The sequence below is a fragment of the Luteimonas marina genome, assembly GCF_007859325.1.
Classification (GTDB): Bacteria; Pseudomonadota; Gammaproteobacteria; order Xanthomonadales; family Xanthomonadaceae; genus Luteimonas; species Luteimonas marina.
This window is the reverse complement of sequence record NZ_VOHK01000001.1, coordinates 656,810-680,723: the sequence shown is the minus strand read 5'-3', so window position 1 is coordinate 680,723 and position 23,914 is coordinate 656,810. Positions and strand designations below refer to the sequence as shown.

At 67.0% G+C, this 23,914-nt stretch carries 19 protein-coding genes and 3 pseudogenes; 10 read left to right on the top strand and 12 right to left on the bottom strand.

Annotated features, from left to right (window positions below):
* Positions 1–9 precede the first annotated feature (9 nt).
* The 7 genes from FQY83_RS03180 (at position 10) to FQY83_RS03150 (ending at position 11,159) form a co-directional block, all read left to right on the top strand.
* Complete coding sequence (locus tag FQY83_RS03180; protein ID WP_146384940.1) at positions 10–1,395, top strand: MBL fold metallo-hydrolase RNA specificity domain-containing protein; 1,386 nt, start codon at positions 10–12, stop codon at positions 1,393–1,395.
* Complete coding sequence (locus FQY83_RS03175) at positions 1,392–2,909, top strand: thymidine phosphorylase family protein (RefSeq protein WP_146384938.1); 1,518 nt, start codon at positions 1,392–1,394, stop codon at positions 2,907–2,909. The genes FQY83_RS03180 and FQY83_RS03175 overlap by 4 nt, the downstream gene beginning before the upstream one ends.
* Positions 2,906–3,820 carry a ribose-phosphate diphosphokinase gene (locus tag FQY83_RS03170; RefSeq protein WP_096209550.1) on the top strand — a complete coding sequence of 305 codons (915 nt, stop codon included), beginning with the start codon at positions 2,906–2,908 and terminating at the stop codon, positions 3,818–3,820. The genes FQY83_RS03175 and FQY83_RS03170 overlap by 4 nt, the downstream gene beginning before the upstream one ends.
* Positions 3,817–6,279, top strand: coding sequence for a phosphoketolase family protein (locus tag FQY83_RS03165; RefSeq protein WP_238333384.1), 2,463 nt, complete (start codon positions 3,817–3,819; stop codon positions 6,277–6,279). The genes FQY83_RS03170 and FQY83_RS03165 overlap by 4 nt, the downstream gene beginning before the upstream one ends.
* Entirely contained in the window at positions 6,224–7,897 is a 1,674-nt protein-coding gene (locus FQY83_RS03160) for an ABC1 kinase family protein (RefSeq protein ID WP_238333383.1), read from the top strand. Before FQY83_RS03165 ends, FQY83_RS03160 begins: the two co-directional genes overlap by 56 nt.
* 63 nt (positions 7,898–7,960) lie before the next feature.
* Positions 7,961–10,036, top strand: coding sequence for a heavy metal translocating P-type ATPase (locus tag FQY83_RS03155; protein ID WP_238333382.1), 2,076 nt, complete (start codon positions 7,961–7,963; stop codon positions 10,034–10,036).
* 19 nt (positions 10,037–10,055) lie between these two features.
* Positions 10,056–11,159, top strand: a complete 1,104-nt coding sequence (locus FQY83_RS03150) for a hypothetical protein (RefSeq protein WP_158636421.1) — start codon at positions 10,056–10,058, stop codon at positions 11,157–11,159.
* Positions 11,160–11,194: 35 nt separating this feature from the next.
* Here the strand turns inward: FQY83_RS03150 and FQY83_RS17545 are convergent, their stop codons facing one another.
* From FQY83_RS17545 to FQY83_RS03130, 4 genes are all read right to left on the bottom strand, one after another.
* Positions 11,195–12,394, bottom strand: a complete 1,200-nt coding sequence (locus FQY83_RS17545; protein WP_158636420.1) for a hypothetical protein — start codon at positions 12,392–12,394, stop codon at positions 11,195–11,197.
* A gap of 94 nt (positions 12,395–12,488) precedes the next feature.
* The gene (locus tag FQY83_RS17735; protein ID WP_484496919.1) at positions 12,489–12,764 is read right to left on the bottom strand and encodes a GDCCVxC domain-containing (seleno)protein; all 276 of its coding nucleotides are present in this window, start codon (positions 12,762–12,764) and stop codon (positions 12,489–12,491) included.
* Positions 12,694–12,981: a heavy-metal-associated domain-containing protein gene (locus FQY83_RS03135; RefSeq protein ID WP_028917132.1), complete on the bottom strand. Its 288-nt coding sequence runs from the start codon at positions 12,979–12,981 to the stop codon at positions 12,694–12,696. Before FQY83_RS03135 ends, FQY83_RS17735 begins: the two co-directional genes overlap by 71 nt.
* 8 nt (positions 12,982–12,989) lie before the next feature.
* The gene (locus tag FQY83_RS03130; RefSeq protein WP_017355168.1) at positions 12,990–13,346 is read right to left on the bottom strand and encodes a mercuric transporter MerT family protein; all 357 of its coding nucleotides are present in this window, start codon (positions 13,344–13,346) and stop codon (positions 12,990–12,992) included.
* A gap of 41 nt (positions 13,347–13,387) precedes the next feature.
* On the opposite strand from FQY83_RS03130, the gene FQY83_RS03125 reads away from it, so the two are divergent.
* On the top strand, positions 13,388–13,813 hold the full coding sequence (locus tag FQY83_RS03125; protein ID WP_043766636.1) for a MerR family transcriptional regulator: 426 nt from the start codon (positions 13,388–13,390) through the stop codon (positions 13,811–13,813).
* Between the two features lie 40 nt (positions 13,814–13,853).
* Here FQY83_RS03125 and FQY83_RS03120 read toward each other — a convergent pair.
* The 8 genes and pseudogenes from FQY83_RS03120 to FQY83_RS03085 all read right to left on the bottom strand — a co-directional run.
* Positions 13,854–14,128, bottom strand: a pseudogene (locus FQY83_RS03120) (transposase); the annotation flags it as partial.
* A 15-nt stretch (positions 14,129–14,143) separates the two neighbouring features.
* Positions 14,144–15,299, bottom strand: a pseudogene (locus FQY83_RS03115) (IS3 family transposase).
* Positions 15,300–15,303: 4 nt separating this feature from the next.
* Positions 15,304–15,522, bottom strand: a pseudogene (locus FQY83_RS17730) (cation efflux transmembrane domain-containing protein); the annotation flags it as partial.
* A gap of 42 nt (positions 15,523–15,564) precedes the next feature.
* The gene (locus tag FQY83_RS03105; protein ID WP_141482367.1) at positions 15,565–18,747 is read right to left on the bottom strand and encodes an efflux RND transporter permease subunit; all 3,183 of its coding nucleotides are present in this window, start codon (positions 18,745–18,747) and stop codon (positions 15,565–15,567) included.
* Positions 18,748–18,757: 10 nt separating this feature from the next.
* A complete protein-coding gene (locus FQY83_RS03100) occupies positions 18,758–19,723 on the bottom strand; it encodes an efflux RND transporter periplasmic adaptor subunit (protein WP_081770103.1) in 966 nt (321 codons plus the stop codon).
* Positions 19,720–20,997: a TolC family protein gene (locus tag FQY83_RS03095; protein WP_146384932.1), complete on the bottom strand. Its 1,278-nt coding sequence runs from the start codon at positions 20,995–20,997 to the stop codon at positions 19,720–19,722. The genes FQY83_RS03100 and FQY83_RS03095 overlap by 4 nt, the downstream gene beginning before the upstream one ends.
* 53 nt (positions 20,998–21,050) lie before the next feature.
* A complete protein-coding gene (locus FQY83_RS03090) occupies positions 21,051–21,410 on the bottom strand; it encodes a DUF2946 family protein (protein WP_028917135.1) in 360 nt (119 codons plus the stop codon).
* The gene (locus FQY83_RS03085; RefSeq protein WP_146384930.1) at positions 21,407–22,024 is read right to left on the bottom strand and encodes a cation efflux transmembrane domain-containing protein; all 618 of its coding nucleotides are present in this window, start codon (positions 22,022–22,024) and stop codon (positions 21,407–21,409) included. Before FQY83_RS03085 ends, FQY83_RS03090 begins: the two co-directional genes overlap by 4 nt.
* Before the next feature lie 90 nt (positions 22,025–22,114).
* On the opposite strand from FQY83_RS03085, the gene FQY83_RS03080 reads away from it, so the two are divergent.
* Complete coding sequence (locus FQY83_RS03080; protein ID WP_024867893.1) at positions 22,115–22,546, top strand: MerR family transcriptional regulator; 432 nt, start codon at positions 22,115–22,117, stop codon at positions 22,544–22,546.
* Positions 22,547–23,584: 1,038 nt separating this feature from the next.
* Positions 23,585–23,911 (top strand): hypothetical protein, encoded by a 327-nt coding sequence (locus FQY83_RS17540; RefSeq protein WP_158636419.1) that lies wholly within the window; start codon positions 23,585–23,587, stop codon positions 23,909–23,911.
* The last annotated feature ends 3 nt before the right edge of the window (positions 23,912–23,914 follow it).

Sequence of the window (23,914 nt, the reverse complement as noted above, 5' to 3'; positions counted from 1 at the left end):
GAGCTCATCATGACCTCGACTTCCCGCCCGACGCTGCAGTTCCTCGGTGCCGCCGGTACCGTCACCGGATCGCGCTACCTGGTCGAGGCCAATGGCCAGCGCGTGCTGGTCGACTGCGGTCTCTTCCAGGGCTACAAGCAGCTGCGCGACCGCAACCGGGCACCGTTCCCAGTCGATCCGGCGTCCATCGACGCGGTGGTCCTGACCCACGCCCATCTGGATCATTCGGGCTACCTGCCCGCGCTGGTCAAACAGGGATTCCGCGGCTGGATCCACTGCACCCACGCCAGCGTGTCCCTGTGTGGCCTGCTGCTTCCCGACAGCGGGCACCTGCTTGAAGAAGAGGCGAAATACGCAGCCCGCAAGGGGTACTCCAAGCACAAGGAACCTCGACCGCTTTACACCGAGGAGGACGCCCGCCGCAGCCTGAAGCAGCTCAAGGGGCATGACTACGAGCGCGACATCGAGGTCGCGTCGGGCTTCAAGGTCCGCTTCCATCCCGCCGGCCACATCCTGGGCGCCGCACACCTCAGCTTGGACGTCCAGGGCCAGCGTCTGCACTTCAGTGGCGATCTGGGGCGTCAGCAGGAATCGCTGATGAATCCGCCCACGCCGCTGCCCGCCTGTGACGTGCTGGTCTGCGAGTCCACGTATGGCGACCGCGAACACATTCCCATCGACCAGGAAGCGGAACTGGCGCCCATCATCCGCCGCGTTGCCGCCCGCGGGGGCGTGATCGTCATCCCCGCCTTTGCCATCGGCCGCGCCCAGGCGCTCATGCTGCATATCTCCCGGCTGCGCGAGCGCAAGGAGATTCCCCGCGTGCCGGTCTACCTCAACAGCCCGATGGCGATCAACGCGACCCGGCATTACCACGCCCACCATTCCGAACACCACGTGTCCGAAGAGGACTGCCAGCGGATGTTCGACGTGGCCACCTTCGTCAACACGGTGGAAGAGTCGAAGGCGCTCAACCGCCAGCGCGGGCCGATGATCATCATCTCCGCCAGCGGCATGATCACCGGTGGACGCGTGCTTCACCACATCGAGGCGTTCGGCCCCGATGACCGCAACGCGATCCTGCTCGCCGGCTACCAGGCCGGTGGAACACGCGGTGCCGCGCTCGCGGCGGGCAAGCCCAGCTTGCGCATGTTCGGTCGCGAGGTGCCCATCCGCGCCGAGGTGGTGCAGTTGCAAGGCTTTTCCGGCCACGCCGACGCCGGGGAGCTGCTGGACTGGATGCGCACCGCGCCATCCGCGCCGCGCGTCGTCTATCTCACCCATGGCGAGCCCGATGCAGCCGACACGTTGCGCGGGCGCGTGCAGCGCGAGCTGGGCTGGCGGGCGCGCGTGCCCGAGCACCTGGAGCGCGTGGGACTGGAGGATGCGCAATGACCGGGCAGGCCGCAGGCCATACCCGCCTGCGCGTCACCCGTGCCGGCATCGACACCTACCAGCAGCCGGTGGTCTACATGCATCGCGACTGCGAAGTCTGCCGCTCGGAGGGCTTTGCCGCGATGACACGCGTGAGGCTGGACGTGGACGCCCGCACGTTGGTGGCGACGCTGAACGTGGTTGTCGACGATCGGCTTGGCCTGGATGAGATAGCCCTGTCGGAGGCCGCGTGGACGCTGCTGGATCCCATGCCCGATGCCTTGGCCTGGGTCGGGCATGCGGAACCCGCGTCGTCGGCAGGCGCGCTCCGGGCCAAGGTATTCGGCGCGCGGCTGGACGACGCGCAGTACCTTGCCCTGGTGCAAGACGTGATGGAAAGCAGGTTGTCGGACCTGGAGCTTGCCGCGTTCGTCACAGCCAGCGCCGGCGACCGCCTGGACCACGCGGAGACGACCGCGCTGACGCGCGCCATGATCGCCGTCGGCCAGCGCCTGGACTGGGGCGAAGGGCCGGTGCTGGACAAGCACTGCGTGGGCGGCCTGCCGGGCAATCGCACCACCCCGATCGTGGTGGCCATCGTGGCTGCGCTGGGCTACCGCATCCCGAAGACGTCCTCGCGCGCGATCACGTCGCCCGCGGGCACCGCCGACACCATGGAGGTCATGGCGCCGGTGGCGCTCGATCTGGCGGCGATGCGCCGGGTGGTGGAGCGCGAGGGCGGCTGCATCGTCTGGGGTGGCAACGTGCGCCTGAGCCCGGCCGACGACATCCTGATCCGGGTCCAACGGCCACTCGACTTCGACAGCGACGGCCAACTGGTTGCCAGCGTGCTGTCAAAAAAGATCGCCGCGGGTTCAACCCACGTCCTGATCGACATGCCAGTGGGTCCGACCGCCAAGGTGCGTGGCGAGGCCGCGGCCCACAGCTTGGGCACGCGGCTTGGACACACCGGCGCTGCGCTTGGACTGCACTTGGGGATCCATCGCACTGACGGCACCCAGCCGGTGGGTCGGGGAATCGGCCCGGCGCTCGAGGCGCACGACGTGCTCAAGGTGCTGCGCAACGCGGCCGATGCACCCGCCGACCTTCGCGAACGCGCACTTGCGCTGTCCGCGGCGCTGCTGGACATGGCAGCGGGCAGCAACGCCGGCACCGGACTGGAGCGCGCGCGCGGCGTGCTGGATTCCGGGGCGGCGCTGGCCAAGTTCCTGGCGATCTGCGAGGCCCAGGGAGGCTTCCGCGAACCGCGGCGGGCAGCATTCACCGCCGACGTCCCGGCAACCGCATCGGGTCGGATCGCGGTGATCGACAACCGCAGGCTGGCCAAACTGGCCAAGCTGGCCGGCGCACCGACATCCCCCACCGCCGGCCTCGAAACCGGTCTGCGGATCGGCGATACGGTCGAGCGGGGACAACCTCTGCTCACCCTGCATGCGGAGTCGCCGGGAGAACTGGCCTACGCCCTGGAGCACGCCGTGACGCTGCAACCTTTTGTGCTTGGAGAGGTTCCATGACCCGTGTGCTGATGCCATTCCCGGCCGATGCAGTGTTGGCCGGCAACATCAACCAGCCCCTGCAGGCGCGCATTGCACCCGTGGCTTGGCGGCACTTCCCAGATGGCGAGTCGCTGGTCACCCTGGACGACGCACTGGCCGGAGCCGATGTGGCGCTCCTGGCCAGCCTGCGCAACGCCGATGCCACGGCCCTCCCGTTGCGCTTCGCCGCCCGGACCGCGCGCGAGTTCGGGGCTCGTTCGGTCGGCCTCATCGCACCCTACCTGGGGTATATGCGCCAGGACACCCGCTTCCATCGCGGCGAGGCGGTCAGTACACCGCTGTTTGCGCAATTCCTCGAAGAGGCTTTCGACTGGCTGGTGACCGTGGACCCGCACCTGCACCGCGTCGAGCGCCTGCAGTCGCTCTACCGCATTCCGACGGTCCACGTATCGGCGACGCCGGCCGTGGCCCGCTGGATCGCTGAGACCGTCCCCGACGCTGTGCTGATCGGCCCTGACAGCGAGAGCGAGCAGTGGGTAGCGGACATCGCCGCCCTGTCCAGCATGCCCTACCAGGTGCTGGCCAAGGAGCGGCACGGCGACTACGACGTGCGCGTCAGCCTGCCCGACCCGGCAGCCGTGGCTGGTCGGACTCCGGTGCTGATCGACGACATCGTGTCGTCCGGCCACACGATCCTGGAGACCCTCGCACACCTGCGCCGGTTGTCGTTGCCGTCGCCGTTGCTGGTCGCCATCCATCCGGTGTTCGCAGGCGACGCCTATGCCCGCCTGCAGGAGGCGGGCCTGGCCCGCATCGTCAGCACTGACACCATTTCCCACCCCTCCAACGCCATCGCGCTGGGTGCGGACCTCGCCGCCGCGGCATCGACCCTGATGACCGCTTCGACCGATTCCCCGGAGGACCCATGAACCTGCATCTCAACTGCTGCACCGCCGACCAGCTGTCGGCCGCCGAGCGCCAGCGGATCCTTGAACTCGCCGACGCCCACCGGCAGGCCGATCCCGCGTTCGCCCACTGGGCGGCCGGCTACGGGGTGATCCGACATGACCCGCTTACCCAGCTCCGGGTCCGCCAGATGGTGCACGAGCTGGTCGCCCTGGGCCGCACGCCGGATGCCGGCACCGCATGGCAGCGGCTCGCCGCGGCCGACCGCGTCACCAGCGCCGGCATGTGGCTGGTGGCGCACATGACCTACAGCCAGCGCGTTCGTACCGACGGCGCGGCCCTGGAGGTCGATGATTTCAAGACCACGCCTGAAGGCCACACCGGCGGGTCCCTCAACATGGTGCCCGCCTACGCCGGCTACCTGCTGATGGATTCCCTGGATGGCGTCACCCGCGCGTGGATGATGGGCCAGGGGCACTGCGTGGCCGCCATCGACGCGCTGAACGTGCTGGTTGGCAACATGACCGACCGGCACGCCGAACGTTACGACCGCACCGGCGAAGGGCTGAGCCGGTTCGTAAGCGACTTCTATGCCTACACCCTCAATCCGGACGGAACGCCGGCGTCGCCCCTCGGCTCCCACGTCAATGCGCACACCGCCGGGGGCGTGATGGAAGGCGGCTATCTGGGCTTTGCCGAGCTGCAGTACGTGCATGCGCCGCTCAAGGATGAACGCCTGGTCGCCTTCCTCAGCGACGGTGCGTTCGAGGAACAGCGTGGCAGCGACTGGGCGCCACGCTGGTGGCGCGCCGAGGACAGCGGACTGGTCAGCCCGATCATCATCCTCAACGGGCGCCGCATCGAACAGCGCAGCCAGATCACCCAGCAGGGCGGCGAGCGGTGGCTGGACCGGCACCTGCGATTGAACGGCTTTGATCCGATCGCGCTGGACGGGCGCGATCCGGCCAGCATCGCGTGGGGCATCCACGTGATGGAGTCGCGCCTGCAAGCGGGCGCCGCTGTTCCCGCCGACGTGCGGCTGCCCTATGGCATCGCCGAAACCGTCAAGGGCTTCGGCTTCCCCGGCGCCGGGACCAACGCCTCGCACAACTTGCCGCTGCCGGGGAATCCGGCGAAGGATGCCGCGGCGCGCACGCTCTTCAATGAAGGCGCAGCGGCGCTGTTCGTGGCCGCGTCGGAGCTCGAGCAGGCCGTTGCCGCACTCAACAGCCACGATCTCCAGCAGCGGGTGCGCGAGCGCGACCATGCGCTGGCCGATCGCCAGGTGGAACCGCCCCGCGTCCCGGCGATCGCCGACCGCGGCGCCGGCGGTGAGAGCTCGCCAATGACCGCACTCGACGAGCAGTTCGTCGCCATCGCCGAGGCGAATCCGGGACTGCGGGTGCGCGTGGGCAATCCCGATGAGCTGCGCAGCAACAAGCTCGACCGGACCCTGGACGCGATGAAGCACCGGGTGCACGAGCCCGAGCCCGGCGTCGCCGAATCGCCAACCGGCGCGGTCATCACTGCGCTCAACGAAGAAGCCGTGGTCTGCGCGGCGCTCGGCAACAAGGGCGGGCTAAACCTGGTGGTCACCTACGAGGCGTTTGCACCGAAGATGCTCGGCGCCGTACGTCAGGAACTGATCTTCGCCCGCCACCAGGCCCAGGCCGGGCGCCCACCCGGCTGGCTGGGCGTGCCCCTGGTGCTGACCTCGCACACGTGGGAGAACGCGAAGAACGAACAGTCCCACCAGGATCCGACCATGGCCGAGGCACTCATGGGCGAAATGGCCGACATTTCGCGCGTGGTGTTCCCGCCGGACGCCAATGGCGCTGCCGCCGCCCTCGCCCGCGCCTACGCGCAACGGGGCACGGTCACCACACTGGTCGTTCCCAAGCGTCCGGTGCCTCATGAGCTGACCCCGCAGCAGGCCCAGGCACTGGCCGAGACCGGCGCAACATGCCTCGCCGGCGATCCGGAGACGGCGGCGATCCTGCTGGTGGCCACCGGCGCGTACCAGCTGCAGGAAGTGCGCCGCGCACAGGCGCGTCTGGCCGCACGCGGAATGTCGGCCGCGATCGTCTATCTCGCCGAACCCGGCCGATTTCGCGCCCCGCGCGATCCGGAGGAGGCAAGGTACGTGCACTCCGACAGTGCGGTCCAAGCGCTGTTTCCGGTGGGCCGGCCGCGCGTATTCGTTACCCACACCCGTCCGGAGCCCTTCCTCGGTGCGCTGCGCCGACTCGACACCGGCCCCACCACCACCGCGGCGCTGGGCTTCGTCAACCGGGGCGGCACACTGGACGTGCCGGGCCTGCTGTTCGCCAACCGCAGCACCTGGGCGCACGTGGTTGACGCGGCTGCGGGCGTCCTCGGCGAGTCCCGCGACAACCTGCTGTCCGAAGCGGAGCTGGCGGCCGTGGATGATCGCGGCGATCCGACCGCCATCCTGCGCGCGGAAGCGGGGCCGGCATCGTGAGCCGGCCGGCCAGGACCTCGCGCTGATGGCGGGCACGGTGCGCCGCGGAGGCCAGATCGCCTGGGTCGGACTGACTCTCGGGGTCGCGGTGTTGCGCCTGCGCCGACGCAGACCCGAACGGCTTCCCGCGTACGTCAGCGCCACCCTGGTGGGGCTGGGTACCACCTTCGTCAAGCTGGGCCAGGGTTTGAGCCTGCGCTGGGACCTGCTGCCGGCGCCCTATCGCGAGGCATTGTCGCGGTTGCACAGCGACGTGCCGGCATTTCCTGCTGACCAGGCCAGACACATGGTCGAGCAGGCGTTCGGCGCCTCCGTCGAAGAGCTTTTCGCCAGCTTCGATGACCATCCGCTGGCCGCCGCGTCGGTGGCTCAGATCCATCCGGCACGCATGCATGACGGTCGCGACGTGGTCGTCAAGGTCACCCGGCCCGGCATCCACGCTCAAGTGCAGGCTGACCTGCGGCTGCTTCGACGCACGCTGCGCGTAGCCCAGTGGATCTGGCCGCCTCTGAAGCGACACCGCCCCCTCGAACTGGTGGACGAGCTGGGCGCATTCCTGCGCGATGAAATCGACATGCGTCACGAGGCGCAGAACATGCGCCGCATGGCGAAGGTGCTCGATGCCCTGCCCGGCATCACACAGCCACATGTCGTTGAGCCCTACGCCACCCGCGACGTGCTGGTCCAGGATCGTAGCCACGGCACCCGCCTGGAAGCCGCTTATGGAACGGCGGCGGCTCCCGCACTGGCAAGGGCGCTGCTCGGTGCCTACGTGCATCAGCTCTTCGGCGCCGGCGTCTTCCATGCCGACCCGCACCCGGGGAATCTGTTCTTCTTTGACGACGGTCGCCTGTGCCTGCATGACTTTGGCTCGATCGGCGTGCTCGACCCTGCATCCCGGCTCGCGCTCGGCGGCATGGTCGAGGCCATTGCGGCCGACGACGCCGAGGGCGTGCTGGATGCAGCGATCGCCATGGGCTTCTTCCCGCCGCAGGTCGACCGCCGCTCGCATGTGCGCGAGATCCACCTGATCCTGGCCGAGATGGCCAGCCGTCCGCTGGCGCAGTGGTCCATTGCCGAGGCAATCTGGCGCGTGGCACGCATTGGGCAGGGCGCTGGCTTCCGGCTTCCGGCCCACCTGCTGTCCCTGATCCGGACGCTGTTCCTGGTCGAGAACACGCTGCGGGCGCTGGATCCGGATCTGGACCTGCTGGGGACGCTGTCCGCGCAGGCGGCCGCGATCGCCGACATTGCCGAAGCCAGCCGCCCCAGCGGCAACAGGCCGCTTGCCATGCGGCTGGCCCGCACTGCGCGCCAATTGCCACAGATCGCCACCGACCTGTTGCGGCAGGCGCAACTGAGCGACGGACGACCCGCCTTCTCCGTACACCACCATGGCCTGAGTTCCACGCAGGAGGCAATCGCGCGCACGGGCAACCGGCTGGCGTTGGCCCTGGTCACCTTGGGCCTGTACGTAAGCGGTGCGCTGTTGAGCCTGCATTCCGACGGCCCGCAAGTGTTCGGTCACATGCCTTTCCTGGCTATGGTGGCTTTCGCTGCTGCGGGATTGCTCTCACTGCGGCTGGTGATGGCCATCGCCAGATCGGGACACTTGTAACAGAACACTGATCTATCTCCCCGCTGGTGCCCGGCGCATCAGTGCATCCAGGAAGGCAGACCCATGACGCAACACAATCATCATCATCAAGATCATCAGGCGCACGGCGAGCAACCGCCGCATCCCCGCACGGGTGCTGAAGGTGACGTCCATGCCGGGCACGACAAGCACGCCGGCCACAGCGTGGCGAGCTTCCGCGACAAGTTCTGGCTCACGCTGCTGCTGACCATCCCCACTCTGATCTGGAGCGGGATGATCCAGCATTGGTTCGACTACACCGCACCACAGTTCCCGGGGTCGGCGTACATCCCGGCGGTGTTCGGCACGATCGTGTACTTCTACGGCGGCTCGCCGTTCGTCCGCGGCGGATACCACGAGCTGAGAAATCGCCTGCCGGGCATGATGACGCTGATCTCGCTTGCGATCACCGTCGCCTTCTTTTACAGCGCGTTGGTCACGCTCGGCGTTGTCGAGGGCTTGGACCTGTGGTGGGAGCTGGCGACGCTGGTGGCGATCATGTTGCTCGGCCACTGGATCGAGATGCGTTCGATCAACCAGGCACAGGGCGCTCTCAAGGAACTCGCGAAGCTGCTGCCTGATATGGCGGTGCGGTTGGATGAGGCCGGTACCGCGAAGGAAGTCCCTGTCGCGGAACTGAAGCGCGGCGACCTGCTGCTCATCAGGCCCGGCGCGAGCATTCCCGCCGACGGCGTCGTGAAGGAAGGGACCAGCGCCGTCAACGAAGCGATGATCACCGGCGAGTCCAAGCCGATGGACAAGTCGACGGGCGACCGGGTGATCGCCGGCACCGTCAACGGACAGGGCTCGTTGCGTGTCGAGGTGACGGGAACCGGCGACGAGACCGCGCTCGCGGGTATCATGAGGCTCGTCGAGCAGGCCCAGACGTCGCGCTCGCGCGCCCAGGCCCTGGCGGACCGGGCGGCGTTCTACCTCACGATCATCGCCATCGTCTCCGCCGCGGTTACCGCCATTGTCTGGCCACTCCTCGGTCGACCGTGGAGCTTCACGATCGAGCGCGTAGTGACCGTGCTCGTGATCGCCTGTCCCCATGCGCTAGGTTTGGCCATCCCGCTGGTGACCGCCATCTCGACCACGATTGGCGCACGGAACGGCCTGCTCGTGCGCGATCGACGCGGCCTGGAAGAGGCCCGTTTGCTGAACACGGTCGTGTTCGACAAGACAGGCACGCTCACGCTCGGTTCGCACCGCGTCGTGAAGACCACTGCCGCCGATGGACTCACCGACGACGAGGTGCTTCGCGTGGCCGCGTCGGTCCAGCGCGACGCTGAACATCCGATCGCGCAGGCGCTGATGACCAGCGCCAAGGAACATGGCATCGACGTTCCGATGTCGCAGGACTTCGAGTCCATGCCGGGACGCGGCGTGCGCGCAGTCGTCGAGGAGCGCTCGCTCCACGTTGGCGGGCCGGGTCTGTTGAGAATGCTCGCGGTCGAACCGCCGGAGACGCTTCGGCGGGCTGCCGAATCAGCGGCAGCCGATGGTCAATCTGCAACCTACCTGGTGGAAGGCGACCGGGTGCTCGCCGTGTTCGCGATCGCTGACGCCATCCGTCCCGAATCGTTCGATGCGGTCAAGCGGCTGCACGACGAAGGACTGGAGGTTGTCCTGCTGACGGGTGATTCCACGGCGGTCGCAAACGCGGTCGCGAAGGAACTCAATATCGACACCGTCTTCGCCGAGGTATTGCCCGAGGACAAGGTGGCAAAGATCGAGGAGCTGCAGGCCCAGGGCAAGCGCGTCGCGATGGTGGGTGACGGTGTCAATGACGCTCCGGCGCTGCTCACGTCCGACGTCGGCATCGCCATCGGCACAGGGACGGACGTCGCGGTCGAGGCCGGCGACGTCGTACTCGTGCGCAGCGACCCGCGCGACGTGCCAGCGATCATCGAATTGAGCAAGGCCACCTATCGCAAGATGATCCAGAACCTGTGGTGGGCCGCCGGCTACAACATCGTCGCCATCCCTCTCGCCGCTGGCGTTCTCGCCGCATGGGGGATCCTGCTGCAACCTGCGCTTGGGGCAGTGCTCATGTCGCTGAGCACCGTCGTTGTGGCAATCAATGCGCAGTTGTTGCGCCGGGCGGTGCGGTCCCCATGAACATGATTCGGGGACACCTGTGACCACGCGCCGGCTTCTTGCACTCAACGTTGGCTCGTCCACCCTCAAGGGCGCGTGCTATCTGTTGCACGCTGAGGGGCCAGGCGCGCAGCCACGCGTCGTGGAGCGCTCCCGGGCCGAGATTGCCGTCGGCGCGGATGCGCAAGAGCGACTTGCCACCCTGCTCGAAATATTGTCGATACCGGCGCCCGGCCCCGACGTGGTGGTCCACCGAATCGTACATGGCGGCGACCTGCGCAACGCCAGCGAGCTCGACGAAGATGTACTTGCGAAACTGGATGCCTTGGTGCCATTCGCACCCTTGCACCAGCCGGTCGCCCTCGCGTTCGCGCGTGCCGCGCGCCTGCGTTGGCCGCAAGCCCGCCAGGGCGTGGCCTTCGACACGGACTTCCACGTGACACTCGCACCCTGGAGCCAGCGCCTGCCCATCCCCGAAGCATGGGATGCGCTGGGCGTCCGCCGCTACGGTTTCCACGAACTCGCCTTCGCCTCTGCACTGCGAGTCGTGGCCAGCCAGGACGCCGGAATCCAGCGGAGCCGCGCCGTCTTCGCGCATCTGGGGGGGGGTTGCAGCGTCTGCGCCGTCGAGGACGGTCGGAGCCGCGACACCACCATGGCGCTCACTCCGCTGGGGGGAATCCCGAGCCCTACCCGCTCTGGGGATCTCGATCCCGGTGCGTTGCTGTACCTGCTCAGGCACGAACGGCTGGACGCGCAAGCGATTGAAGATGGTTTGTCCCGCACTGCAGGTCTTGCCGGCATCGCCGGGCACGGCGATATGCGCGTGCTGCTTGCCGATCCTGGCCCGCAGGCCCAGCTTGCCGTGGACCTCTTCGCAGTCCGGATCGCGCAGTCCATCGCGGCCATGGCCACGGGAATCGGCGGACTCGACCATGTCGTCTTTTCCGGCGGCATCGGCCACCGCGCGCCGGGTCTGCGGGCGCGGATCATCGCGCGCTTGGGCTGGCTTGGCCTGGCGCTGGCACCTGACGACAACGATGCTGGGGCCACGCGGATCGATGCCGCGAGCGGGCCGGCCATCTGGAACGTCGCGATCGATGAGGAACGCGAGCTGGCCGAATCAGCATTGGCCTGGCTGTAGTCCAGGGCATACCGCCAGGGCGGCCCCAGCCAGGATTACTCGCCGATCAGTGGCGTCGTGAGCACCGCTGCGAATCCACCACCTGGGGTGCGCATGTTCGTAGTCTGGCCCTGATAAAGCCGGGCCGCGAACAACAGCACACCCGCCTCGGACGCGAAGCAGCGCACGTCCGCCTTGAGGGACTGGCCCCCATGCACGATCCGCATGCTCGGTGGCGCGAAGGCCTGTGCGATGTAGGTCGCCGACGCCATCGACTCCCACGTTCGCCGGGTGAGCTTGTCGCCCCGATAGCTGCCACGGCTGCCGAACCCTGCTGCAGGCTTGAAGAAGTAGCCGTTGCGCGCTGCCCACAGCGCATCCCGGTTTCCGGGGACGACTTCAACCGTTGTCGGGATCACCTCGGCCAGCAGGGCTGTCAAACCCGCATCGACCCCAAACCCGCCGAGCAAAGCCGCGTCTCCAAGCACCGCCAGGTTGCGCTTGTCGGCGAACAGCGCGTGCGCACGCGGATGCGGGGTGAGTGCGACGTCCCCTGCGAGATAAGCCTGACGAAGGTCCGCATGCGAAGCTTCCTCAAGCGCGAAATCGGTCAACCGGTTGTAGACCATGTCGATCGGGCCGTCGGCATCTGCAAGCCCCTCCGGGCCGAACCTCAGATCCTCGGGCGCGCGTATCACGCAGTCCACGCCGTGCTCCCGGAATGCGTCGGCGTACAGCTCGAACTCGGGGTAGAGGAACTGCTCCCGCGGGGCGCTGTCCACGATGGCCACACGGGACGGCGCGCGGCCCGACTGCTGCCGGGCATCGTCAAGCCAGGCGGCTACAGCCGCGCTATGGGCCTCCGTCGCCGTGGTCCAGGTGGTCCACGCAGCCGGCGCGCAAGATCTCACGGCATCGAGCAGCACGGCATTGAGGAGCAGACCGCCTGGATTGGTGTTGACCTCGATCAGCCGCGGCCCATCGACCGTCAGGTGAAAGTCCAGACCCAGGACGCCCCCCGCAGAACCCGGATCATGGGTTGCAATGTCAGGGGCCCATTGCAGGACCCGTTGGCTATATCCCGGGTTTCCTGCGACGTCGAAGACCGCCGCCGCGACTCGTCCCATGGCCTCCAACGCGGGCCGATCAACGAACAAGACATAGGGTGAAAATAAGTGCGCGTGTACGGCGGGATCAGTCGTGAACTCCGGAAAGGCACCCCGGATCGACTCGTGCAGACGGAGGATGTCGACCACTTCGCATGCACACCGCTGGTTGAGCGGCGCGCTTTCCAGGGTGGCACAGTCGATCTCGCAGCCTGTCTGTCCAACTATTATCGGAGTCCGCGGTTCAACCACAACAGGGATTGTTCTGTTGGATCGGTGGACATGGCACTGTTCCGAACGAGCAGAACACACAGCAGTCGCCTTGATGCGGACGCAAAACCGCTCCACAGCCCGTGCACTCATAGAAGAATTGACACGCTGTGATGGGCATTGTCTCGGTCGCCCGATGGCCGCACTCCGGGCAGGTCAAGACGCCTTCCAGCTTGACGTCACTCACCGCGAGTCCGCACCTTGGCCGGGAAGCCTGCTTCCGTGACTGCACGCGCGATTCCGGCTGCATCGGTCTGGCTCGATTCGAACGTCACCGTGACTGTTTCAGCCCGGGTGTCCACCTTCACATCGGCCACGCCCGGCACCTTCTCCAGCGCCTTCCTGATGGTGATGCCGCAGGCGGGACAGGTCATGTTCTCAGCATCGAGCATCACTACGGTTGCGGGCGTCGCAAGAGCGGCACCGACCGACAGAGCAGCCACCAGGGCCAGTATCCACTTGTGCATCGCGCCTCCTACAGAATCCAGACGATGTAATAGGGAAACAGCAGCAACAGGACGATGAGGGCTGTCGCCAACCAGAGCCAACGTCGCCTGCGTCGCAGAGCGTCCGGGGCGATGCAACTGCCATCCACACCGCACCGTGCCGCCGGTCGATACAGCATCCAAAACGCCACGGCCAAGGACAGTACGGCGGCGGCGCTGAACCAGGGCCTCAAGGGATCGAGAGCTGTCAGGGTGCCGATCCAGGCGCCACTGATGCCCAGCAGGACCAGCACCAGCGGCACGACGCAGCAGACCGATGCGCCAATGGCGGCGATGCTCGCGCCAACGATGGCTGGAACAGACGATTTGGCCGGGGTTGTTTGCATCAGAGTATACTAGCCTCTGTACCTAGGTACGGAGTCAAGCCGTGCGTCCGAACACGTTTACGATCAGCCGGCTGGCGGCGGCGGCCGATGTGCACGTCGAAACCGTGCGCTACTACCAGCGACGTAGGCTGCTGCGTCAACCCGAGCGACCCATAGGAGGCGTGCGTCGTTACGACGAAAACGATGTCAATCGGCTTCAGTTCATCCGGCGCGCTCAGATGATGGGATTCAGCCTCGACGAGATCGCTGGCCTGCTAGAGATCACAGGCGAACGTTCTTGCGAGCAGACCCGTCAGCTGACCGAGCGAAAGCTCGTCGATGTCCGTCTACGAATCCGCGAGCTGCGACAGCTGGAGAGGGATCTCGAACAGAAGATAGCGCGGTGCGCCCAAGTGCCGGCGGGAGAGTGCTGCCCAACCCTCGATTTTCTGGAGCGGCCAAGAAAGCCAGCTGCGACAGGCAGTTAGCTCACTTTCGGCCCGTTTTTACACGAATCCCTGCCGACCCTCTCATGGCTTGAACCGGCGGTCGAGCTCCGCCTGGGCAAAATACGCTGACGCCTTGCGCAGGATCTCGTTGGCCTGGCGCAGCTCGCGTACTTCCCGCTCCAACGCCTTTATCCGCGCCTGCTCGTCGGTAGTCGGCCCGCTGCGCAAGCCGCGGTCACGCTCGGCCTGACGGACCCAGCGACGCAGCGACTCGGGCGTGCACCCTACCTTGCCTGCGATCGAGACAATCGCCGCCCACTGCGATCCGTGCTCGCCCTGATGCTCCAGCACCATCCGTACCGCGGGGTTCTACCCCGAAATCACGGACGGTTGTAAAAGAGCTGACAGCTTCCGGTCTTTCCTGGCCACCCTGCGCCGCATCCTCGGGTTGTGGAACCGCTCGATGTATTCGAACACATCAGCCCTGGCGGCATCGGGTGTCGGATACGTCATGCGGTGGACCCGCTCGCGCTTGAGCAGGCCGAAGAAGCCTTCGCACGCCGCGTTGTCACCGCAATGGCCCACCGCGCTCATCGAGCACACCAGTTCGTTGGCCGCCAGGTAACGCTGGTAGTCGCCGCTCCGGAACTGGCTGCCGCGATCGGAATGCAGGATCACCGGGTCGCTGCCCTGACGCTGCCAGACCGCCATCTGCACGGCCCGGATCACCATCTGCCGATCCTGCCGATGGTGCATCGACCAGCCCACCACGCGCTGGTCGAACAGGTCCAGCACGATGCACAGGCACAGCTTGCCCTGCCGGTCTTGAGTTCGGTGATGTCGGTGACCCACTTGGTCTCCGGCTCCAGCGCAGTGAAGTCCCGTTCGAGCAGGTTGCGCACGCCCGGCGGCGTCAGCGCGGGCCGGCCACGCTGCCCACGCCGCTTCGGCCGCGGCCAGCCCTGCAGGCCATCTTCAGCCATCAGGCGCGCCACCCGGTTCAGGCTGACGGGTTCGCCGGCATCGGCCAGATCTTCCTGCATCCGACCGGCGCCCAGCGTGCCCCGGCTGTCTTCATGCAGCTCACGGATGCGGTCGAGCAAGCGCTCGTTGTCGAGCTGGCGGGTGCTTGGCAGGCGCTTGCTCCAGTCGTAGTAACCACTGGCCGAGACCCGCAGGCAGCGGCACATCAGCCGAACCGGGAACTCATCGCGGCAACGTTCGATCGCCTGATACCTCAGGACGATCCCTTGGCAAAGAACGTCGCCGCTTCTCTTAAAAAATCCCGCTCCTTCTTCACCCGGGCCAGCTCGCGCTTCAGGCGGGCGAGTTCCTCATCCCGGGGCGTGCCGGTGCCGCCGAAGGCCACCTTGCCTTGGCTCTGGGCCTCTCGCTTCCAGCGGGTCAGCAGCGTGTCCCGGATCCCCAGCTCCCGTGCCACCTGAGCGCAGCTGACGCCAGGCTGGCTCGCCTGCTCAAGCGCGCCACGCTTGCACTCTGCACTGAACTTCCTTCGCTTCGACATGAACACTCCTCATGGCCTCGATCGGCCTTCTCGTAAGTGTCCGTAAAAACGGCGGTGAACCCTCGGTGGCCATGTGAGCCGCGTCGGACAGCAGCGCCAAGCTGTTGGTGACGAGGCCACCCACCACCTCGGCGACCAGGAAGGCGGCGGTGAGTCCGAAGGCCCACCACAACGGTTTCTCATGCTGGACTTCGCCCAGCCCGTGATCGTGTCCTGCACCCATGTCTTGTGCTCCTAAGTGGCCGCAGCCTGCATGAAGTTTCGATCAAGCGTTCGCAGCCCGCGGTGAACCCTCCGCCTGCCGATGCAGCCAGCGATACAACGCCGGCAGCACGAGCAGCGTCAGCAATGTCGAGGACACGATGCCGCCGATCACGACCGTCGCCAGCGGGCGCTGCACTTCCGAACCTGCGCCTACGTTGAGCGCCATCGGCAGGAAACCGAGCGAGGCCACCAGCGCCGTCATCAGCACCGGGCGCAAGCGACCCAGCGCCCCATCCACGATCGCATTGTCGAGAAAATCGCCTTGCTCACGGAGCTTTCGGATGAACGCGATCATCACCAGGCCGTTCAGCACGGCAACGCCCGACAACGCGATGAAGCCGACGCCAGCGGAGATCGACAGCGGAATGCCGCGCAATGCCAGTGCGATTACGCCGCCGGTCAACGCCAGCGGCACGCCACTGAACACGATGGCCGCATCCTTCGCCGAACCGAAGGCCATGAACAACAGGCCGAAGATGATCACCAGCGTCACCGGGACCACGATCGCCAGGCGCCGGCTCGCGGAGATCAGTTGCTCGAACGTGCCGCCGTATTCGATCCAGTAGCCAGTGGGTACCCGGACCTTCGCTTCGATCGCCGATTGCAGTTCGTTGACGAAGCCGCCGAGGTCGCGGTCGCGCACATTGGCCGTGACGACCACGCGGCGCTTGCCGTTCTCGCGGTTGATCTGGTTGGGGCCAAGCGTGGACTCGATGCGCGCCACTTCCCGCAACGGCACCGTGCGTGGCGCACCGCCCACCCAGCTTGCCGGCCGGCTCGATTCGTCGGCCTCGCCGTTGCTGCCCAGCGGGATCGGCAGATCGGCGAGTGCGGCCGGGTCCTGGCGCACACCTTCGGGCAGGCGTACGACCAGATCGAAGCGCCGATCGCCGTCGAACAACTGGCCGGCCACCTCGCCGCCTACGGCCGTGGCCACCGTGTCCTGCACGTCGCCTGGGTTGAGCCCGTAACGCACGAGCGCCTGGCGATCCGGCACCACGGTCAGCAGCGGCAAGCCGGCGACTTGTTCGGTCTTGACGTCGGCCGCACCGGGCACGGCCGCCATCACTCGCTGCACCTGCGCCGCCGTGCGGACCAGCTGGTCGAGGTCGTCGCCATAGATCTTGACCGCCACGTCCGCACGCACGCCGGAAATCAGCTCGTTGGTGCGCATCTGGATGGGCTGGGTCAGCTCGTAGTTGTTGCCGGGCAGCCTGGTGATCGCCGCTTCCATCTCCTCCAGCAACTCGTCCTTCGGCTTGCGTGGGTCGGGCCAGTCCTCACGCGGCTTGAGCATCACGAAGGTGTCTGAAATCGACGGCGGCATGGGGTCGCTGGCCACTTCGGCAGTGCCGATCTTGGCGAACACGCGTTCCACTTCCGGGAAGCCTGCCAGCGTCTTCTCCAGTGTTTCCTGCATGGCTACCGACTGGGTCAGGCTGGTGCCGGGAATGCGCAGCGCCTGCACCGTGATGTCGCCTTCGTCCAGGTTCGGAATGAACTCGGTGCCCAGACGGGTAGCAAGCAAGCTGCACAGCACTACCAAGGCGGCAGCGCCAGTTAGCACCCAGCCCCGACGCTTCAACGACCAGGCCAGCATCGGTGCATAGCGGCGTTTGGTCCATGCCATCAGACGGTTTTCCTTCTCCTCGACGCGGCCGCCCAGGAAGGTGGCGACGGCCGCCGGCACGAAGGTGAGCGAGAGCAGCATCGCACCGGTCAGCGCAAGCACCACGGTGATCGCCATCGGGTGGAACATCTTTCCTTCGATGCCGCTCAGCGCAAAGATGGGCAGGTACACGGCGGTGATGATGCCGACGCCGAACAGGCTGGGACGGATGACTTCGGCCGTCGCGACCGCGGTCAGGTCGAAGCGTTCCTCCCGCGTCATGGTGCGGCCGAGGGCGTGCTGCGCCTCGCCGAAGCGGCGCAGGCAGTTCTCGATGATGATCACGGCGCCGTCGACGATGAGTCCGAAATCGAGCGCGCCCAGGCTCATCAGGTTGCCCGACACGCCGCCGCGCACCATGCCGATAACGGTGAACAGCATCGCCAGCGGAATCACCGCCGCCGTGACCAATGAAGCGCGGACGTTCCCCAGCAGCAGGAACAGCACGACGACGACGAGGATCGCGCCCTCGATGAGGTTCTTGGCGACGGTGTGGATCGTGCGGTCGACCAGTGCGGTGCGGTCGTAGACTGGACGGGCCGTGACGCCCTCAGGCAGGCTCGCGTTTGCCGTTTCGAGCTTCGCCGCGGAGGCCTGCGATACCTCCCGGCTGTTGGCGCCCACCAGCATCACAACGGTGCCGATGACCACCTCGCGGCCGTTCTGTGTCGCGGCACCCGTACGCAGTTCCGGTCCTTCGCCCACGAGCGCCACGTCGCGTACCCGGATCGGCACGCCTTCGCGCCGGTCCAGCACGATCTCACGGATGGCATCGAGATCGGCAACCTGGCCCGGTACGCGAACGAGGAACTGCTGGCCGTTGCGCTCGATGTAGCCGGCGCCGACGTTCTGGTTGTTGGCCGCGATCGCCGTGACCACGTCATGCAGGGTGAAGCCCAGCGCCACCAGTTTGGCCGGATCCGGCGTGATGTGGATCTGCCGTTCGAAGCCACCGATGGTGTTGACCTCGGTAACGCCCGGCGTATTGCGCATCTGCGGACGCACCACCCAATCCTGCAGGGTGCGCAGGTCGGTGGCCGTATACGGTGTGCCGTCCCGCTTGCGCGCCGTCGGATCGGCGTCGACGGTGTACATGAAGATCTCGCCCATGCCGGTGGCGATGGGCCCCATGTCCGGGTCCAATCCTTCCGGCAGCTGCGACTTCACCTGCTGCAGGCGTTCGGATACCTGTTGGCGGGCGAAGTAGATGTCGGTGCCGTCCTCGAAGATGACGGTCACCTGCGACAGGCCATAGCGGGACAGCGATCGGGTGTAGTCCAGGCGCGGCAGGCCGGCCAGCGCCGTCTCGATGGGGAAAGTGACGCGCTGCTCGGCCTCCAGCGGCGAGTAGCCCGGCGTCTCGGTATTGATCTGCACCTGGACATTGGTGATGTCCGGCGTGGCATCGATCGGCAGCTTCGTGAAGCTCCACACGCCCAGCCCGACCAGGGCGAGCGTGAGCAGCAACATCAGCCACCGATGCGCGATGGCGAATCGGATGATTTTTTCGAGCATGGCGGCGACCTCAGTGCTCGTGCTCGGCGGTCGATTTCTCGATGTCCGCCTTGACGAGGAAGCTCTGCTCGACCACGACCTGCTCGCCGGCCTTCAGGCCGGACACGATCTCGACGCGCTGTGCGTCGCGGCGCCCGCCCCGCACCGGGCGCGTGACGTAGGTGTCGCCCCGGCGCACGTACACCACATCGTCCTCGCCGGCGGTCTGCAGCGCGCCGAGCGGGACCACGAGGTTAACGGGCTGGTGATCGACCGTCACCCGCGCCTTTACCGCGGAACCCGGCCGCCACAGGCCGTCGAGGTTGCGGATCGTGGCACGCGCCACGGTGCTCTGGCTCGCGGTGGCGGTTCCCGGCAGCACGCGTTCGAGCGTGGTTTCGGCGGTGACGCCATCGCTCATGCGGGTAACCAACACCGGTACGCCGGCGGTGATGTGCTGTGCGTCCGCGCCGAAGATGTGCAGGTCCACCCACAGCTCCGACAGGTCCGCGATCTCGTACAGCGCCGCGCCCTCGCCGGCGACCGTGCCGATCGACGCGTTGCGCGCGAGGACCACGCCGGAAATCGGCGCAGGCACGGTGTAGGTGGTGAGGCTCAGGTTGCTCTCGATCGTGGCCAGCGGCTGCCCGGCCCGCACGCGGTCGCCCACGTTGGCGCGCAGCGTACGGATCGGGCCGGGAAAGCGCGCCATGACCTTGGCGACGCGGCCTTCGACGGGCGTGAGCAATCCCTGGACTTCGTGCTCGTCGGCGATCACCCCGGCGGCAGCCGGTGCAACGCGAATGCCGGCGTCCTGCGCCACCTTCGCGGCGATGGTGGTGCGATCCATCGCCTCTTCGTGACCTTCCTCTTCGTGGCCGCCCGCTTCGGCCTGCGATTCGTCTTCATGGCCGGGCTCACCCGCGGGCTTGGCGCCGCCACAAGCGCCCAACAGGACAGCCAGCGTCAGCGCGCTGATCCGGTGCATCCACTTCATGGGGTGTCTCCTTGCGTCGCCCGTGTCGGTGCCGCCACGAAAGGCGCTCCGGTCAGGCGTTGGATTTCGATAAGGGCGCGCTGGGCTTCAAACGCGGCGTCGAGTTGTTGTTTGCGCGCGGCGGTGCGTTCGGACTGCAACTGCGCCCATTCCAGGTAGCTGATGGCCCCGGCGCGGTAGGCGCGCTCGGCCGCCGCTTCGGCCCTGGCGAGCTTGGGCATCACGTCGGTGCGCAGCCGATCCAGCTCCACCTGCGCCGTGAGGTAGCGCCCGTGCGCTTCGGCCAGTGTCGAATACAGCGACAGCCCCTTGGACTCGCGTTCGATCTCCAGCGCGGTGAGTTCGGCCTCGGCCACGCGGATCTCCGGCTGCGCGCGGCGACTCGCGCCCAGCGGCATCGACACAATGCCCACGAGGGCCAAGTCGTCTGTTGACTGCAACCTGCGGATGCCGACTTCCCAATCCAGATCCGCCTTGGCATCGGCACGCGCGAGTTGCAGGCGCGCCTCACGGATACGGCGCTCACCGACGAACTGCGCAAGCTCGGGCGTCTGTTCCAGCAAGCTCGCCAGGGTGGCAAACGCAGGCACCTCGGGCAGGACCGTCGGGTCGCCAGCCACCGCGTCGAATGTGGGTGATCGCTCGCCCCACAGGGCGGCCAGGTGCTGCCGCGCCGCCGCATGGCGTTGCTCGGCACGGGCACGATCCAACTCCGCTCGGGCCAGGGCCGCCTGCGCGGTCAGCACGACCGACTCGGGCGAAGCGCCGGCCTGCAGCCGTTGCCGTGCTCCGGCGACGGTACGTTGCCGCTGGGCAATGTCGAGCTCGGCGATCTCGCGCTGGCGTTGCGCGGCGACCATCGCCAAGTAGCGACGCGCGACTTCCGCCAGCAGGTCGAGGCGCCGGGCCTCGCGCTCGACCGCCAGGGCATCGATGCGACTTTGCGCCAGCGTGCGACGCGCATCGAGCTTGCCGCCACGCTCCAGCACCGACGCCAGGGTCAGGGTCAGCTCCGCGCCGCTCAGGCCACTCGCCTCGCCGGTGCCGAAAGCGTTCTCGACGCTGGCGCCGGCGACCAGTGGGGGGCGCAGGGTTGCGCGGCCCAGTTCGGCGGCGAGCACGTTGTGTCGCGCCCCGAGCAGGCGCAGATCGGGATGGGATTCGGCGACGCGCGCAAATGCGTCGTCCAGGGAGAGTCGATCAGCCGCGTTCGCCGGCCATGCAATGGCGGACACGGCGACCAGTGCGGCGAACGCCGCAAGTCGCACAGACATGGAAACACTCCAATCGGAAAGGGCCAGAAGCCGGCATCAGCGCCGGTGGGGCGTCAGGCCGAGATCGGAGGTCGGAAGGGGGCGAGCCATCGCCCGCTAGGCACAAGGCGCGAGTCCGTCAGGTTCGTGGGTTCGCTGTGACTGATCCGGGGCAGCACCAGCGGTGCAGCGGGTGTAGGCACCACATGCCCGCAGCAGTGAGCCAAGTGGTGCATGACGTGCAGCGTGCCGGCGGCATTGCCCTCTTCATCGGGCGCTCCGGTTTCGCTGATGTCGTGCACGCTCGCGGCGCCGTGCGACAGCTCGTGCAATTCGCTCACCGAGCCCAGCACCGGCTGCAGGACCACGCTCAACGCCAATGCCGCCAGCATCAGCCAGCGACAGAGGGACAGCGGGGGACGGCGCGAGGTCATGCAGAGGGCGATTTCGATTCGGCGCGGGCACGGCGGGCATCGCCGAGGATCTCGATGGCTTCCTTGATCACGTACAGGCCGATCAGGGTGCCGATGACGTAATCCGGGTACGGGGTGGCGAGCCAAAGTACCAATACACCGGCCAGGATGACGCCGATGTTGGCCACCACGTCGGCGCGGGTGAACAGCCAAGTGGCACGCAGGTGGACCTCGCCCGCCTTCAGCGGGGCAAGCAGGCGCAGGACGGTGACGTTGACCGCAAGCGACAGCAGCGCGGTGCCGATCATCCAGCCGCTGAGCGGCTCGGCGCCATAGACGACGCGCCGGCCCACCTCCACCAGCACGCCGATACCGAGCACGAGCAGCACGCTGCCACTGAGCCAGGCCGCGCTCGCCTTGAAGCGGGCGGTGCGCCCAATGGCCACCAGGCCGATCGCGTAGGCGGTGGCGTCGGACAGCATGTCCAGGGCGTCGGCCAGCAGGCCGGTCGACTGGGCGATCCAGCCGGCAAGGCCGCCGATCACCGCCATGGCGGCGTTGAGCACCAGGGCGATGCGCAGTACGCGCCGCTCCTGTGCGTTCTTTGCCTCATGGTGGCAGCCGCAATCGCTCATCGGGGTCCTCGTCGAACAGATGCCACCCGGCCAGGGTGGCGGCGGAATGCGGCGAAGGATAAAGTCTGTAGTAGCTACGGAGTCAAGCACGTGAAGATCAGCGAAGCGGCCGCCGCCAGTGGCTGCCACCTGGAGACCATCCGCTACTACGAGCGCTCGGGCCTGGTGTCGCCGCCCAAGCGCACGCACAGCGGCTATCGCTCCTACACCCCCGCCGATGTCGACCGGCTGCGCTTCATCAGCCGAGGGCGCGAGCTGGGCTTCAGCCTGGAGGAGATCCGCAGCCTGCTGCGCCTGGACGACGACCCCACCATGTCGTGCCGCGACGTCGACGCCATGGCCCGCACCCATCTGGCCGATATCCAGGGGCGCATCGCAGAGTTGCAGCGTATGGCGTCGGAACTGGAACGGGTCATTGCCGACTGCGCCGGCGGCGAGCGCGGAACGTGCACCATCCTGGGGGCACTGCGCCGGCCGGGCAGCGCCCAGGTTTCATGTCCGGAACCGGGGTGCCGCTCATGAGCCTCGAACGGTATCTGGAGGCCGCCGGACGCAAAAACACGCAGCGCAGGCGAACTTGTCGGCTGCTAGCCACGATAACGCTGCCTAATCTCTGGTCTTCCGAGGTCCGCTCTCGCCAAAGAGTGGATGGCCGGCCTGACCCGATCGATTCCTCGGAAACTACCCTTTCACGGTAGTGACCGGAATCAACGACTGAGGGCTGCTAGAGGCGGCCCAAACTCGTTTTGGGAAGCGTTTGGCGAATTCCTCGCCCTGCCCACCCGCTTCGAGCGCTCTGCACTTGGCACGCGAAAGCCGTGCGCTTCGCGCAAAGCGCAGCGAACGTCGGCCGTACCATGAGCGACATGCGCACCTAAGGGGTCAAGCGATGCTCCGAAAGTACTTTTGTCGTCTACGGCAATTGGGCCCGTTTGCGAGTAAGTCGAACGAACGAGGAACTCGGGTGAGTTCTGTGGGGCAATGAGTTGGCAGTAGCTGCCGCGAAGGACCTTCAGTTCCGGCTAGGCAGCAGGGTCGAAGATCTCTGGCGGCAGACAAGGTTGGAGGCTGTCGGTGAGTCGGTTGGCGGCGCTGCACCTTGGCTGTTCTTCCGCGCACTCCGGCTTGCTATTGCGATCGGCCTCGCACTCTTCATACCATCGCTTGCTGCCGGAGTCCGCCGCATTGTTGACCGCACAATCGACAAACTCACGCCGAGCATGATTGTCTCGGCCGGCTTCCACGCATTGCTGGCGATCGGGATTTCGCTGTTGTGCATCTGGCTTGCGTTCGGGCGTAGCGGGGCTTAGAACCGGTAGAACGAGCGCTTGTACTTGCCCCGGGCGGCGGCTGTCGCCGATCTCGGCACTGCGTCACGGACGCTGAGGCCCGCACGGATCACAGTCGACTGGCCAGCAGCTCACGACCCACGATGCGACCACACTCCTGGAGCCCTCCCGACGTGCGTGCGCCCTGGAAAGAGCGCAGCTGACGCCAACAACTGCGGGACTCGCGCGTAACGGTCTCCGCTGGCGAGACACCGGGCCGTACCCTGCCCACATGTGCCCGATCGAATTCCAATGGCGGCCCGAGCTGGGCGGCCATGCTCTGTACTTTGAATCCCGGAAGATCGCCACTCTGACGGCGCTCGAGGACGGCCGCTGCCGGGTGAACACGCGCCCGGATAGGCGAGGACAGCGTTACGCCTTCTTCGCCACCTACGCGACCGGCCGGCGTTATGTGGAAACCTGGGCTTGCAAGTGGGAGGAGCAGATCAAGGCGGAAGGTAGTGAGCCGATGATGCTTTACGGCGGGTGCACGATGCGCACTCCGGCTCTCGGCACTGTAGAAACAACGCACCGCCGACGCGCCCGTCATCGTCGGTAAGCG

Excerpts from the sequence above, each read along its gene's own strand:
- FQY83_RS03180 (WP_146384940.1), top strand. The coding sequence starts at position 10 with ATGACCTCGACTTCCCGCCCGACGCTGCAGTTCCTCGGTGCCGCCGGT.
- FQY83_RS03175 (WP_146384938.1), top strand. The coding sequence starts at position 1,392 with ATGACCGGGCAGGCCGCAGGCCATACCCGCCTGCGCGTCACCCGTGCC.
- FQY83_RS03170 (WP_096209550.1), top strand. The coding sequence starts at position 2,906 with ATGACCCGTGTGCTGATGCCATTCCCGGCCGATGCAGTGTTGGCCGGC.
- FQY83_RS03165 (WP_238333384.1), top strand. The coding sequence starts at position 3,817 with ATGAACCTGCATCTCAACTGCTGCACCGCCGACCAGCTGTCGGCCGCC.
- FQY83_RS03160 (WP_238333383.1), top strand. The coding sequence starts at position 6,224 with ATGATCGCGGCGATCCGACCGCCATCCTGCGCGCGGAAGCGGGGCCGG.
- FQY83_RS03155 (WP_238333382.1), top strand. The coding sequence starts at position 7,961 with ATGACGCAACACAATCATCATCATCAAGATCATCAGGCGCACGGCGAG.
- FQY83_RS17735 (WP_484496919.1), bottom strand. The coding sequence starts at position 12,764 with ATGCAGCCGGAATCGCGCGTGCAGTCACGGAAGCAGGCTTCCCGGCCA.
- FQY83_RS03135 (WP_028917132.1), bottom strand. The coding sequence starts at position 12,981 with ATGCACAAGTGGATACTGGCCCTGGTGGCTGCTCTGTCGGTCGGTGCC.
- FQY83_RS03130 (WP_017355168.1), bottom strand. The coding sequence starts at position 13,346 with ATGCAAACAACCCCGGCCAAATCGTCTGTTCCAGCCATCGTTGGCGCG.
- FQY83_RS03105 (WP_141482367.1), bottom strand. The coding sequence starts at position 18,747 with ATGCTCGAAAAAATCATCCGATTCGCCATCGCGCATCGGTGGCTGATG.
- FQY83_RS03100 (WP_081770103.1), bottom strand. The coding sequence starts at position 19,723 with ATGAAGTGGATGCACCGGATCAGCGCGCTGACGCTGGCTGTCCTGTTG.
- FQY83_RS03095 (WP_146384932.1), bottom strand. The coding sequence starts at position 20,997 with ATGTCTGTGCGACTTGCGGCGTTCGCCGCACTGGTCGCCGTGTCCGCC.
- FQY83_RS03090 (WP_028917135.1), bottom strand. The coding sequence starts at position 21,410 with ATGACCTCGCGCCGTCCCCCGCTGTCCCTCTGTCGCTGGCTGATGCTG.
- FQY83_RS03085 (WP_146384930.1), bottom strand. The coding sequence starts at position 22,024 with ATGAGCGATTGCGGCTGCCACCATGAGGCAAAGAACGCACAGGAGCGG.
- FQY83_RS17540 (WP_158636419.1), top strand. The coding sequence starts at position 23,585 with ATGTGCCCGATCGAATTCCAATGGCGGCCCGAGCTGGGCGGCCATGCT.